Annotated in this window: 14 protein-coding genes and 1 pseudogene; 5 read left to right on the top strand and 10 right to left on the bottom strand. The window is 48.9% G+C overall.

What is annotated here, in order from left to right; all coding sequences use genetic code 11:
* Window positions 1-184 precede the first annotated feature (184 nt).
* The 3 genes from MKQ70_RS06210 to MKQ70_RS06200 all read left to right on the top strand — a co-directional run bounded on the left by MKQ70_RS06210 (window position 185) and on the right by MKQ70_RS06200 (window position 3,242).
* Window positions 185-1,051 carry a glycosyltransferase family 2 protein gene (locus MKQ70_RS06210; RefSeq protein WP_248069275.1) on the top strand — a complete coding sequence of 289 codons (867 nt, stop codon included), beginning with the start codon at window positions 185-187 and terminating at the stop codon, window positions 1,049-1,051.
* Between the two features lie 11 nt (window positions 1,052-1,062).
* Entirely contained in the window at window positions 1,063-2,202 is a 1,140-nt protein-coding gene (locus MKQ70_RS06205; protein WP_248069272.1) for a glycosyltransferase, read from the top strand.
* A gap of 68 nt (window positions 2,203-2,270) precedes the next feature.
* On the top strand, window positions 2,271-3,242 hold the full coding sequence (locus tag MKQ70_RS06200; RefSeq protein WP_248069271.1) for a hypothetical protein: 972 nt from the start codon (window positions 2,271-2,273) through the stop codon (window positions 3,240-3,242).
* A 97-nt stretch (window positions 3,243-3,339) separates the two neighbouring features.
* Here the strand turns inward: MKQ70_RS06200 and MKQ70_RS06195 are convergent, their stop codons facing one another.
* The 7 genes and pseudogenes from MKQ70_RS06195 to MKQ70_RS06175 form a co-directional block, all read right to left on the bottom strand.
* On the bottom strand, window positions 3,340-3,819 hold the full coding sequence (locus tag MKQ70_RS06195) for a hypothetical protein (protein WP_248069269.1): 480 nt from the start codon (window positions 3,817-3,819) through the stop codon (window positions 3,340-3,342).
* The gene (locus MKQ70_RS43720) at window positions 3,794-4,417 is read right to left on the bottom strand and encodes a hypothetical protein (RefSeq protein WP_504909714.1); all 624 of its coding nucleotides are present in this window, start codon (window positions 4,415-4,417) and stop codon (window positions 3,794-3,796) included. The genes MKQ70_RS06195 and MKQ70_RS43720 overlap by 26 nt, the downstream gene beginning before the upstream one ends.
* Window positions 4,418-4,591: 174 nt before the next feature.
* Window positions 4,592-5,699, bottom strand: a pseudogene (locus tag MKQ70_RS43715) (DNA gyrase subunit A); the annotation flags it as partial.
* Between the two features lie 174 nt (window positions 5,700-5,873).
* Window positions 5,874-6,281 (bottom strand): hypothetical protein, encoded by a 408-nt coding sequence (locus MKQ70_RS06185; RefSeq protein WP_248069267.1) that lies wholly within the window; start codon window positions 6,279-6,281, stop codon window positions 5,874-5,876.
* Window positions 6,274-7,140, bottom strand: a complete 867-nt coding sequence (locus tag MKQ70_RS41010; RefSeq protein WP_248069264.1) for a DUF1835 domain-containing protein — start codon at window positions 7,138-7,140, stop codon at window positions 6,274-6,276. The genes MKQ70_RS06185 and MKQ70_RS41010 overlap by 8 nt, the downstream gene beginning before the upstream one ends.
* A gap of 12 nt (window positions 7,141-7,152) precedes the next feature.
* Window positions 7,153-7,299: a hypothetical protein gene (locus tag MKQ70_RS37810; protein WP_282456248.1), complete on the bottom strand. Its 147-nt coding sequence runs from the start codon at window positions 7,297-7,299 to the stop codon at window positions 7,153-7,155.
* On the bottom strand, window positions 7,275-9,047 hold the full coding sequence (locus MKQ70_RS06175; RefSeq protein ID WP_282456247.1) for a toprim domain-containing protein: 1,773 nt from the start codon (window positions 9,045-9,047) through the stop codon (window positions 7,275-7,277). Before MKQ70_RS06175 ends, MKQ70_RS37810 begins: the two co-directional genes overlap by 25 nt.
* Window positions 9,048-9,912: 865 nt before the next feature.
* On the opposite strand from MKQ70_RS06175, the gene MKQ70_RS06170 reads away from it, so the two are divergent.
* Window positions 9,913-10,350 carry a hypothetical protein gene (locus MKQ70_RS06170; protein WP_248069262.1) on the top strand — a complete coding sequence of 146 codons (438 nt, stop codon included), beginning with the start codon at window positions 9,913-9,915 and terminating at the stop codon, window positions 10,348-10,350.
* Window positions 10,351-10,362: 12 nt separating this feature from the next.
* The gene (locus tag MKQ70_RS06165; protein ID WP_248069261.1) at window positions 10,363-11,340 is read left to right on the top strand and encodes a hypothetical protein; all 978 of its coding nucleotides are present in this window, start codon (window positions 10,363-10,365) and stop codon (window positions 11,338-11,340) included.
* A 55-nt stretch (window positions 11,341-11,395) separates the two neighbouring features.
* On the opposite strand, the gene MKQ70_RS41005 is transcribed toward MKQ70_RS06165, so the two are convergent.
* Genes MKQ70_RS41005 through MKQ70_RS40995 form a run of 3 tightly spaced genes read right to left on the bottom strand, consistent with a single transcriptional unit; the run spans window position 11,396 to window position 12,353 of the window.
* The gene (locus MKQ70_RS41005) at window positions 11,396-12,037 is read right to left on the bottom strand and encodes an efflux RND transporter periplasmic adaptor subunit (RefSeq protein WP_308198946.1); all 642 of its coding nucleotides are present in this window, start codon (window positions 12,035-12,037) and stop codon (window positions 11,396-11,398) included.
* The gene (locus MKQ70_RS41000) at window positions 12,034-12,213 is read right to left on the bottom strand and encodes a hypothetical protein (protein WP_308198945.1); all 180 of its coding nucleotides are present in this window, start codon (window positions 12,211-12,213) and stop codon (window positions 12,034-12,036) included. The genes MKQ70_RS41005 and MKQ70_RS41000 overlap by 4 nt, the downstream gene beginning before the upstream one ends.
* Window positions 12,207-12,353 (bottom strand): hypothetical protein, encoded by a 147-nt coding sequence (locus tag MKQ70_RS40995; protein ID WP_308198944.1) that lies wholly within the window; start codon window positions 12,351-12,353, stop codon window positions 12,207-12,209. The genes MKQ70_RS41000 and MKQ70_RS40995 overlap by 7 nt, the downstream gene beginning before the upstream one ends.
* Window positions 12,354-12,413 lie beyond the last annotated feature (60 nt).

The raw sequence follows: 12,413 nt of genomic DNA, 5'->3' as shown, positions 1-12,413 counted from the left end.
GGCCGGCGTGGTAATCAGCATCCTCGTAACCGGCGCCATATTTTCCGCCCTCAGCGCACTGATCCTCAAAAAACAATAAGACCTATAATCCGGACATCAACATGAGTTTAGACATATCCGTAATCGTTCCCTTAAAAACGAAGATGAATCACTACCGGAGCTGGCCGCGTGGATCGATCGCGTCATGAAGGCCAATAATTATGCCTATGAGGTGTGGATGGTCGATGATGGCAGTACCGATGACTCATGGGAAGTAATCACCAGGCTGGCAACAGAAAACCCGAACATTAAAGGTATCCGCTTCCAACGTAACTACGGCAAATCCGCCGCGCTCAACGAAGGTTTCCGCGCCGCCAAAGGCGACGTGGTCATTACGATGGACGCAGATCTGCAGGACAGTCCGGACGAAATCCCCGACCTGTACAACCTGATTATGCGCGATGGTTACGACCTGATCAGCGGCTGGAAAAAAAAGCGTTACGACCCGATCATGAAAACCATCCCCTCGAAATTCTTCAACGGGGTAACGGCCAGCATGAGCGGCATCAAACTGCATGACTTCAACTGCGGCCTTAAATCATACCGTAAAAAAGTAGTTAAATCGATAGAAGTATATGGCGAAATGCACCGCTATATACCCGTAATAGCCAAATGGGCCGGCTTTAGAAAGATCGGCGAGAAAGTGGTGGAGCACCGCGCCCGCAAATACGGCGTTACGAAGTTTGGCCTGGAGCGTTTCGTGAACGGCTTCCTGGACCTGGCGTCCATCATGTTCGTTGGCAAATTCGGGAAACGCCCGATGCACTTCTTTGGCGCACTAGGCTTCGTGTTTTTCATCCTCGGTTTTTTCATTTCCTTTTACCTGGCATACGCCAAAATTGTGAACCTGCAGTACAACATGACCGACAGGCCGATCTTTTATCTCGCCCTGTTATTCATGATTATCGGTTCGCAACTGTTCCTCACCGGCTTTATCGCTGAACTGGTAACGCGCAACTCCGCCGACAGGAATACTTACCTTGTGGAAGAACGCCTGGATAATAAAGTCTAAACGCATTTCCATTGATCACCAATAAGAAAATCATTATACTCGGTCCGGCCCACCCCTTACGCGGTGGGCTGGCGGCTTTTAATGAGCGCCTGGCCCGCGAACTGCAACAGCAGGGTAACGAGGTGCGTATTGAAACGTTCTCGTTCCAGTATCCCTCGTTTATGTTCCCGGGTAAAACGCAATATGCGGAAGGCCCGGCGCCGGAGGGACTGCACATTCGCCGTTCCGTACATTCCATGAATCCGCTGAACTGGATACTGGTGGGCCGCCGGCTGCGCCAGGAAGCGCCGGATCTTATTATTGTTGCGTTCTGGCTGCCTTTGATGGGGCCGAGTTTGGGCACCGTGGTAAAGCAGGCTAAAAAGAACGGTAAAACACGGGTAGTCGGTCTTATCCACAACCTGGTGCCGCATGAAAAAAGACCGGGAGATGTGCCTTTCACAAGGTATTTCGTACAACAGTGCGATGCGTTTATTACGTTAAGCCAGGAAGTGCTGAACGATTTGCGTGGCATGACGAATAAGCCGGCGGTGTTTTCGCCGCATCCGGTGTATGACAGTTTCGGGGATGCGGTGCCCAAACAGGCCGCAATGGCTGCTTTAGGGCTGTCATCCACCTACCGCTATCTACTTTTCTTCGGATTTGTACGGGATTACAAGGGCCTCGATCTGCTGCTGCAAGCCATGGGCGACCCGCGATTGACTGCCCGACAGGATGTACGCCTGGTAGTTGCCGGTGAATTCTATGAAGACCGCGCGCCATATGAGGCACTGGTCAACCAGTTTCAATTGAAAGATAAGCTGGTGATGGCAAATGAGTTTATTCCAAACGAAATGGTAAAATACTACTTCTCCGCGGCCGATATCGTGGTACAACCCTATCGATCTGCTACGCAGAGCGGCATTTCGCAGATGGCCTATCATTTCGGTAAACCGATGGTCGTCACCAACGTAGGCGGCCTTCCGGAAATTGTACCTGATGGAAAAGCAGGGTATGTAGTAGCGCCGGAGCCCGCTGCCATCGCTGAAGGCATTTTGCGCCTGCTGGAAGAGGGACCTGACCGCTTTTCCGACTTCGTGGCCAGCCAAAAACAGCGCTACTCCTGGGCTAATTTCACGGAGGCGCTGGGAAATTTGGCCGCTATGCAATAAAATTAGTCTTAATTTGTTTTTATGTTGATGCCTTTACACCCAGGCAGGCTCAATTGTTATACAATATCATGATCAAACGACTCATCTGCATACTGATCGCCTGTTCGCCCGCGCTCCTTGTATCTGCGCAGCGCATCAGCCCGGCTAGTGCCAAAGCGATCGCGGAAAAAGAAGATTCACTGCAATACATATCGGCGCAAATCGTTTTTGCGCACGAGCAGGAACAGCGTGAAAAGGCCTGCGACGAATTCATTCCAAAGCTGGTGCAGGCGCTCAAAGTGCCCGGCTCCTTTTACTATAAGTTTGATTCACTGCGCACCGTGTCCATCAAATATCCTAAAGACAGTACGTTCCGCATCTTTACCTGGGCCCTGCAGCGCGACGACCGCTCTTTCCGTCACTTCGGTGCTATTCAGCTTAAAACCGCGGATAACGGGCTCAAACTATTTCCGCTGTTCGACAACTCCGATTACATCAATAACTGGGATACGATTACCGGCCCCAAAGCCTGGATCGGCTGCCTGTATTACAATATTCTGCAAACACAGTACTTCAATAAACAATACTATACGCTGTTCGGCTGGGATGGCAACAATTTCCAGAGCCAGAAGAAGCTGATCGACATGCTCTCTTTCGAAAACGGTCAGCCCGTATTCGGCGCGCCCATGTTCAGCTTCGCAGAGGATACGATCCGCAAACCTACGCGCAACCGCTTTTACATCGAATACAAACAGGATGTGAACGTATCGCTCAACTACAACCCGGAAATGCAGCTCGTTGTATATGATCACCTTATTTCCGAATCCAACGAACCCGGTAAGCCGGCCACCTACGTGCCAGACATGGATTACGAAGGCTTCCGCTGGAAAGCCGGCAAATGGGTGCATGTAGAAAAGATCTTCCACGATGCGCTGCAACAGGGTAAGGAACCAGTACCACAACCGCTGGACCAGCGCAAGAAAGAACTACAACGGATCCGGACGGATGAAGAGGTGCTTGGGGAGATCAATAATAGTGGAAAGAAGAAGAAAAAGAATTGATTTTTCGATAGTTAAAGCCGCCGTGAGGGCGGCTTTTTCATTCAACAAAAAAGCCGCCTGCTTCTTGGCAGACGGCTTCCTGGTATAAAACAGCCAGTTAGAATAATTCACCCTGCACCTGTCCATCTTCCGCTTCTTCCTCTTCATCTTCCGTCAGCAGCTCGGCACTGATCAAATCATCCCCGGCGATGCGCGTACCAACGGTGCGCCAGCCGGTTACTTCCACGTAATCATGTAAGGCTACCTCTTCTTCTTCCGGATCACGTTTTTTACCTGTTTTAAGGAGCACCAGGGGCTCGGCCTGCGTGGTCACCAGTTCCGTGTAGTTTTTCGCCCCTTCTTTGATGAACGAAAATTTGTTGTTCAACGTCAGGGTTTCAATTTTGAAGCGTTTGGCGTTGAATTGTTTTTTATCCGCATCAAAGTAAATCGCAGAAACGATCTTCTCCGGGTTGAATTTTTCTATGTACACCGCCTCTTCGGGGTCATAGCGATTTGTCAGTTCGAAGTTGGTCAGTTCGTACGTACCATTTTTGTAGAATACGATGATCTTATCTTCGTTCTGGAAGCTGCCCACGTATACACCGGCTATCCGTATTCAGACGGCCTACGGCGTCGTCATACCAGATTTTAAGACCCGCGAGCGTGGAAACCCCTTTCTCTTTGAATTTCACTGCGCGTACCGGGTATTTGGTGACCTGGTTGCCCATCGACCCGCGACCTTTAATAGCAATGGTTTCGAAGTACAGGTCCAGCTCCTTGATACGGGCCGCGGAGTTTGCGGTCAGTTTAACGGACACCACTTCTGCTTCCCCATTCGGGTTAGCCGTGAAGTACAACACTTTCGAGTTCTTCTCTCCTTTTGTGAGATCATACTCTTTATCACGGGTAATACCGGTTACGTTAAAGCGTTTCGCGAAGCTGATACCGCTTTTGCCGTCCGAATACACCATGTTATAGGTCATTCGTTCATCATTCTTGCGGAACACGTCTACGTGAATGATGTCCTTACCCACAAAAGTTTTATCGGCCACTTTGGTAACAAGCATTTTACCGTCGCGGCGGAATACGATGATGTTGTCGATATCGGAGCAATCGGCTACGAATTCGTCTTTCTTCAGCGAAGTACCGATAAAGCCATCTTCACGGTTCACGTAAATTTTGGTATTGGCCATAGCCACCTGCTGCACCTGGATGGTATCGAACACCTTGATTTCCGTTCTGCGCTCGCGGCCTTTACCATATTTCTTCAGCAACCCCTCATAGTAAGCCACGGTATAATCTACCAGGTTCGCCAGGTCGTGTTTCACCTGTTTGATATCGGCTTCAATCCCCTTGATCTGTTCATTCAGTTCATTGATATCGAGGCGATAAATACGGCGTACCGGCTTCTCCGTCAGCTTCAGGATATCTTCCCGTGCGATCTCGCGTTTCAGGTTCTTTTTATACGGCCCGAAAGCTTTGTCGATAGCGCCGATCACCGCTTCCCAATCTTTGTGCTTCTGCTCTAATTCTTTATAGATACCTTTTTCGAAGAAGATTTTTTCGAGCGAGGTGTAATGCCATTTTTCTTCTAACTCCGCCAGTTTGATCTGCAGTTCGCGTTCCAGCAAACCTTTCGTAAACTCGGCCGATTCGCGCAGCAATTCGGAAGCCCCGATGAATTTGGGTTTATCGTCCACGATCACGCAAACGTTCGGGGAAATCGAAATCTCACAATCAGTAAACGCATACAGCGCATCGATCGTAATATCCGGCGAAATGCCGGCGCCAGCTGCACCTCGATCTCCACATCTTTCGCGGTATTATCAATTACCTTTTTGATTTTGATCTTACCGTTATCGTTCGCCTTCACGATCGACTCCATCAGGCTGGTGGTGGTGACGCCGTACGGAACGTCTTTAACGACCAGCGTTTTCTTGTCACGCTCCTCGATGTGTGCGCGTACACGCACTTTACCGCCACGCCGGCCATCATTATACCCCGCTACGTCAATCATGCCACCCGTCAGGAAATCGGGGTACAGTTCAAATTTTTTACCGCGCAGGTATTTGATAGAAGCATCGATCAACTCGCAAAAGTTGTGCGGGAGAATTTTGGTGGAGAGTCCCACCGCAATGCCTTCCGCGCCCTGGGCAAGTAACAGCGGGAACTTCACAGGAAGGAACAACGGTTCGTTTTTACGGCCATCGTAGCTCAGCTGCCACTGTGTTGTTTTGGGATTGTACAGCACGTCCAGCGCAAATTTGGACGGACGCGCCTCTATGTAACGGGCCGCCGCCGCGGAATCCCCGTGCGGATATCACCCCAGTTACCCTGGGTATCAATCAGTAATTCTTTTTGTCCCATGTTCACCATGGCGTCCGTAATAGACGCGTCACCGTGCGGATGGTACTGCATGGTCTGACCGATGATATTAGCCACTTTATTATAGCGGCCATCATCCATTTCCTTCATGGCATGCAGAATGCGCCTTTGCACAGGCTTCAATCCGTCTTCTATACTCGGTACGGCCCTTTCCAGGATCACGTAGGATGCGTAATCGAGGAACCAGTTTTCATACATCCCACCAACGTGGATCACGTGTGCAATGATTCGTCTGATTGAACTTGATCTTCCATGATAGTTTAATTATAAAGTCTTAATCCTTTCTTCAAAATCTTTTCGCCAGATGCGCACCGAATCCTGTTGCACATCCTGCAATGAATTCATTTCCATTAACACGCAATCAGTAACAGCCTCTACCTCATGCCAGAGCAAAATAGGAATCTCAATGCGAGCAGGGGCCGTTGCAACTGCGACCTTTATTACTTTCTCGTGTATCCCGCAATAGTGAATTTTCACAGTGCCAGTTACAAGGAATTGAATTTCCGGGTTTTTGTTACCACTTTTTCCCTCATGGTAGTGCTGCCCGCTCGTGGAGCCCGCTTTGCGCGTACACATCATGAACGTGCCAATACGGTTGCAGTCCCAGTTATAGTTAGCACCACGATCATCACTACCAAGCAGTTCCAGCGCGCTAATTTTTATCTCAGCCATTATTTTCCGCGTTAGGAGTTTCTTCAAATTCCAACTCGCCGCTCGGCACTTTCACCTCGAACTCTTTCATCGTTTTCAGTTCACCACGCGCCTGCAGCTGCTCGGCCTTTATCAGCTCCTTCAAACGCCAGCAAAGGAACTGGTCCATCACCGGGTATTTGAATTTGCCGGTCACCGCCGAAATTACTTTAGATGCTTTCTGGAACTCTTTGGTCGCCTGGCCCATCAATTCTTTATCGTAAAAATCAGCCGCTTCTCCCCTGAGTTTTTTACCACCCTCCAGCAGCCGGACACCTGCATTTTCATTCATCAACCGGCGCCATTCTTCTCCATCCAGCTCAAACTCTGCGGTGGATACAGCGCGTACAAGTTTTTTAGCTTTCAGGAATTCTTTGGGCAGAATCTGGGAAAGATGCGTGGGGTAAAACACACCTCCCTTCTCGTTCAGGAAAGGCAGGTTGTTGAGATACAGGATATGTATGCGGCCGGAAAAACGCTCCAGCTGGCTCACCAGCCAGAAGTAACCGCAAACATCAGTTGCATTCTGACCAGCCCAGATCCAAACTTCCAGTTCCTCTTCCTCCCGAAGACGGCCTTTCAGCTCTTTCACGGGATCTGGTTCCGGTACCGGCTCAGCAGCTGGTGCCTCGGGGTCAACTACCGGTGCGGGAATATCCTGCACCTGGTTCCACCATTGTTTGCGGGCAGCTTTGCCGTCCGGCGTGTCCAGTATAAATAAAGGCCCCACCGAAAGGTCTTCCTCAAAGCAAAGCAGTTCGCCCTGCAACATGGGATCCAGTTCAAATGCCGCTTTCAGCGCTGCGGCAGATGATTGCCCGAATACGATATGTAATACCACTATAATGTACGTTTATGCTTCTTCTTCGATAAGGTCTTTCTCATAGCGCAGGTTGCCGATAATAAATTCCTGCCTGTCCTGCGTATTCTTTCCCATATAGTATTCCAGCAGTTTCTGGATATGGGTATCCGAACTCAGGATGATTGGCTCTTTACGCATGTTCTCGTTGATGAACATGCCGAATTCTCCGGAGAAATTTCACCCAGGCCTTTAAATCGTGTGATCTCCGGCCTGTTACCCAGTTTTTTCACCGCCTTTTGTTTTTCTTCTTCAGAATAGCAATAGATGGTTTCCTGCTTGTTACGCACGCGGAACAGCGGCGTTTCCAGCACGTACACGTGCCCATTCTTCACCAGATCGGGGAAGAACTGCAGGAAGAACGTGAGCAGCAACAAACGGATGTGCATACCGTCCACATCGGCATCCGTAGCGATCACGATGTTATTGTAGCGCAGGCTTTCCAGCCCTTCTTCAATATTTAAGGCGTGTTGCAGCAGGTTAAATTCCTCGTTCTCGTATACGATCTTTTTAGTCAGACCGAAACTGTTCAGCGGTTTACCGCGCAGACTGAATACCGCCTGCGTTTCCACGTTCCTCGATTTGGTGATGGAACCGCTCGCAGAGTCGCCCTCCGTGATGAACAGCGTGGTTTCAAAACGTTTCGCCTCTTGCTCCGCCTTATCTTTACCCGTTACTTCTTCGTTCATGTGCAGGCGGCAGTCACGGAGCTTTTTATTGTGCAGGTTGGCCTTTTTAGCACGTTCGTTCGCCAGTTTTTTGATACCGGCCAGCTCCTTACGTTCTCTTTCGCTCTGCTCAATTCTCTTCTTCATGGCGTCTGCCACGGTGGGATTTTTATGCAGGAAATCGTCCAGTTGTTTAGAGAGGAACTCCAGTACAAACGCCTTCATGGAAGGACCACCATCGAACACCACCAGTGAACCGAGTTTAGTTTTGGTTTGCGATTCGAATACCGGCTCCTGTACGCGTACTGAAATAGCCGCGCAGATAGACGCGCGGATATCCGTTGCATCATAATCTTTCTTGTAAAAGTCCCTTACGGTTTTTACAAAGGCTTCGCGGAAAGCTGCCAGGTGCGTACCGCCCTGTGTCGTATGCTGACCGTTTACAAAGCTGTAATATTCCTCACCGTAGGAGTTTTCATGCGTGATGGCCACCTCGATGTCCTCTCCTTTCAGGTGAATGATCGGGTAACGCAGATCGTCCGCATTGGTCTTACGTTGGAGCAGGTCCAGCAAACCGTTTTTAGAGAAGTATTTTTTCCCGTTAAAGTTCATCGTTAAACCAGCATTCAGGAAACAATAATTCCACATCTGGTTTTCAAGGAATTCGGGGATATAGTGGTAATTCTTAAATACAGTATCGTCCGGGGTAAAGGTAACGTACGTACCGTTCGGCTCCGTGGTCGCAGTTTCTTTATGCTCTTTGATCAGGTTACCCCGGTCAAATTCCGCCACTTTCATTTTGCCGTCGCGTACGGACTGCACCTTAAAGTAGCTTGACAGGGCATTCACCGCCTTGGTACCCACACCGTTGAGGCCCACAGACTTCTGGAAAGCACGGCTGTCGTATTTGGCGCCGGTATTGATCTTGCTCACCACGTCTACCACCTTGCCCAATGGAATACCGCGACCGTAATCGCGTACCGTCACAGTATGCTCGGTAACTTTAATATCTACCTGTTTGCCAAAGCCCATCGTGTGCTCATCGATACAGTTATCCACCACCTCTTTTAACAGAATATAGATACCATCGTCCATACTGGAACCATCGCCCAGTTTGCCGATGTACATGCCCGGGCGAAGCCTGATGTGCTCGCGCCAGTCAAGGGATCGTATCGAGTCTTCCGTATAGGCGGCAAATAAATCTTTGTTATCCGTTGCCATATTACTGCGTTTATTTCTTTTTCCTTTTTATTGAAGATGAAGGGGTTACGAAGTTAACAACCTGCTTCCCGCCCATCAAATATATGCCAAATACTAAAACTTTTAGCAAAATCCTGTTATGGGCAAAAATAAATGATTACCCCCGAATATGCCAAGCACAATTTATACACCTCAATAAAATATGCTGGAATAACACGTTTGTGTATAACTTATGTCTTTCTATAAAAATCTATTCAAAAATTAGTTTATATGATTAAAATATCTAAATTTACAGTGTTGAACTTCTAATAACAGAAAAACCTTATTCTATGAAGCTATTATTTTTCACCCTGGTGATATCTGTTCTTGCAGTCGCGTTATTGGTAACTTATATGGTAAAAAGAGAACAGACGTCTATGTACAGATTCAAAGACTTGTTCATCCGCATGATGCAAAAATTCGATGCATGGCAGATGATGCGTTGATACAGTGTGCGTTCCGCACAAATTTCCCTTCAGTTTTTTTAATCCATATCCTATAAATCCCTATTCCTATGAAAGCCGGTTTATTGTTCAAATTAGCGTGCCTTTGCATCGCATCCGTAGTTTTGATGGCGCATTTTGCCCGCAAATTCATTAACAAAATGCTTCATAAACCTAAACTTGCACACTAACGAGCTACTTCTACCTATTTATCCGTCTATTTGCGAAACAGCATATTAACTGTTTGAAAGGGAATTATCTGGCGATAATTCCCTTTTTTGTTTCTTTGAGACAGATATGAAAAGACTTTTTTCACAATATTCCTGCTCGCCAGCGCCGCTTTCGCAGCTGCGCAGCAACAACAGCAGTTCCAGCGCATCACTGACAGTACCGACCAGTTTTCGTTGATGGTCCCCTTCGGATGGCGCTATCTTTTAACGCCCGAAAGGGGAAACTTCGAGACATGGAAACCGCTCAGTGACCAGCAACCCGAGAATGGTCTCGAAACGGCGCAGCTGATTACAGTGGCTTTTCCATCCACTATTCCAAAACTCACGGCGCTGGTGCTCAAATCGCACGTGGAAGACCGCAAAGCCGTACTCCACGATTCCGCAACCGTGCAAATGGGTGGCAGAGAAGCGTTTGTTATGTTTATGACGTACACCGATCCTTCCGACAGCAGCAACTGGCAATCCACCGTCGTGCTTCGCACGCATGGCAACAGGAGTTTCGTTTTTGAAGGTGAGGCGCCAAATGAAAATGCTTACCGGTATTCCTTCTCTATCTTCAAGCACATGGGGCTGTCGTTGCTAATCGACGAAGAAATGCTGCTCACTAAATGATCCCGCTTCAACATGAAATACTTCCTCCTTTCCTGCTGCCTGCTTTTCAGTATCGCCACGCGTTGCCGGGAGTTTTCGATTATTAAGGATACTGCCGACAAGTTTGCCATTGCCGTGCCTTTTGGCTGGCATTACAACCTCCAGCCCAGCCAGTATAAGTTCAGCGCCTGGCCACCTGTGGTAGACAGTACCCAGCCCTCCTATCAGAACGTTTCCGTTAATATTTTTGATATCGGCAATTACTCGCTTTCCCAACTGGTCGCAGAAATGTTGCCGGCTATCAGCCAGCGTAACAACGCGCATCTTACCGATTCGGGCTTTATTGTGGTAAACGACCGTGAAATGTTCTGGATGGACGTATGGTATAATAATCCCCGGACCAACGACTCCATGTACTCAACAAGTTTCGTGACCACCGACAACGGGAAATGTTACATGAGCATCGCCAATACGCCCGCTGTTACAGCACCGGAATCCCTGGAAATGTTCCACCGGATGGGACAACATTTGCGCGTAGGCGCCGATGTAAAGCTCGAACGCCTGCTGCTGCAACTGCCTGCTGGTAAGTCCTGGAAGGTAATTGCCGACCAGGAAAATGAGGACATGAAACTGAAACAGTGGATCCCGCAGGATGAAAATTCCGCGCGCTACAGCACGGCACTCACCGTGATGTCGTACAAAAACAGCCGCATGGATTCGCTGGAACAAACACTGACTAATTTCCGCGCCGCCGGGAGGTTGCAGTCGGATAAAGCGAAATTCACACTCATTCAGAAAGAAGAAAAGCCAGGCAATACCTGGGCGCTCTTCAAGATTGAATCGCCGTCAATCTTAAAAGATAAAATGCCGGAATCGAACCTGTATTATATTCTGCAGGGGCGCTCATCGTTCCATGTTGCATTCGCGACATCGCGGACACCCTTGCTTAGCGAGACTTTCGTTAAAACGTGGACCAACATCTTTAAAAAAGGAATGATCGGGGAAGAATAATTAAGGGGCGGAAATCCGCCCCTTCCTTTTACATCTATTTATTCAGCTACAATCATCACCTGATCGTAGTACCTTCTTTGACTTCGTCGGTGGCATGCAACACAATTGCATCTCCTCGTTGCAAATCGCCAAACACCTCTATAGAGTCGTTCGACTTCAATCCTTCGCGCACGTCTACGAACACAGCTTTATCATCTTTCACCTTGATCACATATTGGCGTTCGGTAGAGCGTACCAGCGCGTTTTCCGGCAGCAGCAGCGACCGGGCAGCCGAGCGTAAAGGGATCTTCACTTCCGCGTACATGCCGGGTTTTAATTGCATTCCTTTATTCTGCACATCAATTTCTATCGCTTCGGAACGCATACTTGTAAGGGCATTCGCACTACGACTGATACGCGCCGTATGTTGTTCGCCGGGTAACGCATTAAAAACGAACCGCACCGGACTATCCAGGTCCACTTTATCAACGTAAGCCTCGGGGATATATACCTCGAGGCGCAGTTTTTCCAGGTATTGCAGCACCAGCATAGGCAGGTCGTTTCCTTTACTGCCAGGCCCGACGAGTGCGCCGGCACTCACATTACGCTGTACGATCATGCCATTGAAAGGCGCCGTAATCGTAAGATAGCTGCGAATGTTGCTCATGGCGGATACGTTCGCTTTCTCCGCCAGCACGATCGCCTCGTCTCCTTTCATCCGCGAGAGCGCATTATCCAGCTCAATGGCGCTACCGCGCCGGCTTCTTTGGCCGCTTCTTTTAAGCGGCGGTATTTCTCCTTGCTGGATGATGCGTTTTCCTGCGCCTGCACGAATTTGGACGTCACCGCCTGCAGTTGCGACTCCAGTTCGGGTGCCTCCAACGTGACTAACACCGGCCTTTGCGGACGGAGGAGCCCCTGTCTGACAGCACTTCTTTCACAAAGCCGTTCACTTTACCGTAAATATTCACTTCTTCGAACGGACGCAATTGCCCGGGCAGTTTAATGTAACCTGCCAACGGCTTTTCTTCCACTGATCCTATTTCGTAATTGCTTTTTTCGTTTGTTCCCGGCCACCGGTTAAATCTACAGGC

The organism is Chitinophaga sedimenti (genome assembly GCF_023156195.1).
GTDB classification, from domain to species: domain Bacteria; phylum Bacteroidota; class Bacteroidia; order Chitinophagales; family Chitinophagaceae; genus Chitinophaga; species Chitinophaga sedimenti.
Note: the sequence above shows the minus strand (reverse complement) of the source record. Positions and strands in the feature narration are given on the sequence as shown.

Coding starts and splice junctions, on each gene's coding strand:
- MKQ70_RS06210 (WP_248069275.1), top strand. CDS start 185: ATGAAGGCCAATAATTATGCCTATGAGGTGTGGATGGTCGATGATGGC.
- MKQ70_RS06200 (WP_248069271.1), top strand. CDS start 2,271: ATGATCAAACGACTCATCTGCATACTGATCGCCTGTTCGCCCGCGCTC.
- MKQ70_RS43720 (WP_504909714.1), bottom strand. CDS start 4,417: ATGGCCAATACCAAAATTTACGTGAACCGTGAAGATGGCTTTATCGGT.
- MKQ70_RS06185 (WP_248069267.1), bottom strand. CDS start 6,281: ATGGCTGAGATAAAAATTAGCGCGCTGGAACTGCTTGGTAGTGATGAT.
- MKQ70_RS37810 (WP_282456248.1), bottom strand. CDS start 7,299: ATGCGTAAAGAGCCAATCATCCTGAGTTCGGATACCCATATCCAGAAA.
- MKQ70_RS06175 (WP_282456247.1), bottom strand. CDS start 9,047: ATGGCAACGGATAACAAAGATTTATTTGCCGCCTATACGGAAGACTCG.
- MKQ70_RS06165 (WP_248069261.1), top strand. CDS start 10,363: ATGAAATACTTCCTCCTTTCCTGCTGCCTGCTTTTCAGTATCGCCACG.
- MKQ70_RS41005 (WP_308198946.1), bottom strand. CDS start 12,037: ATGAAAGGAGACGAGGCGATCGTGCTGGCGGAGAAAGCGAACGTATCC.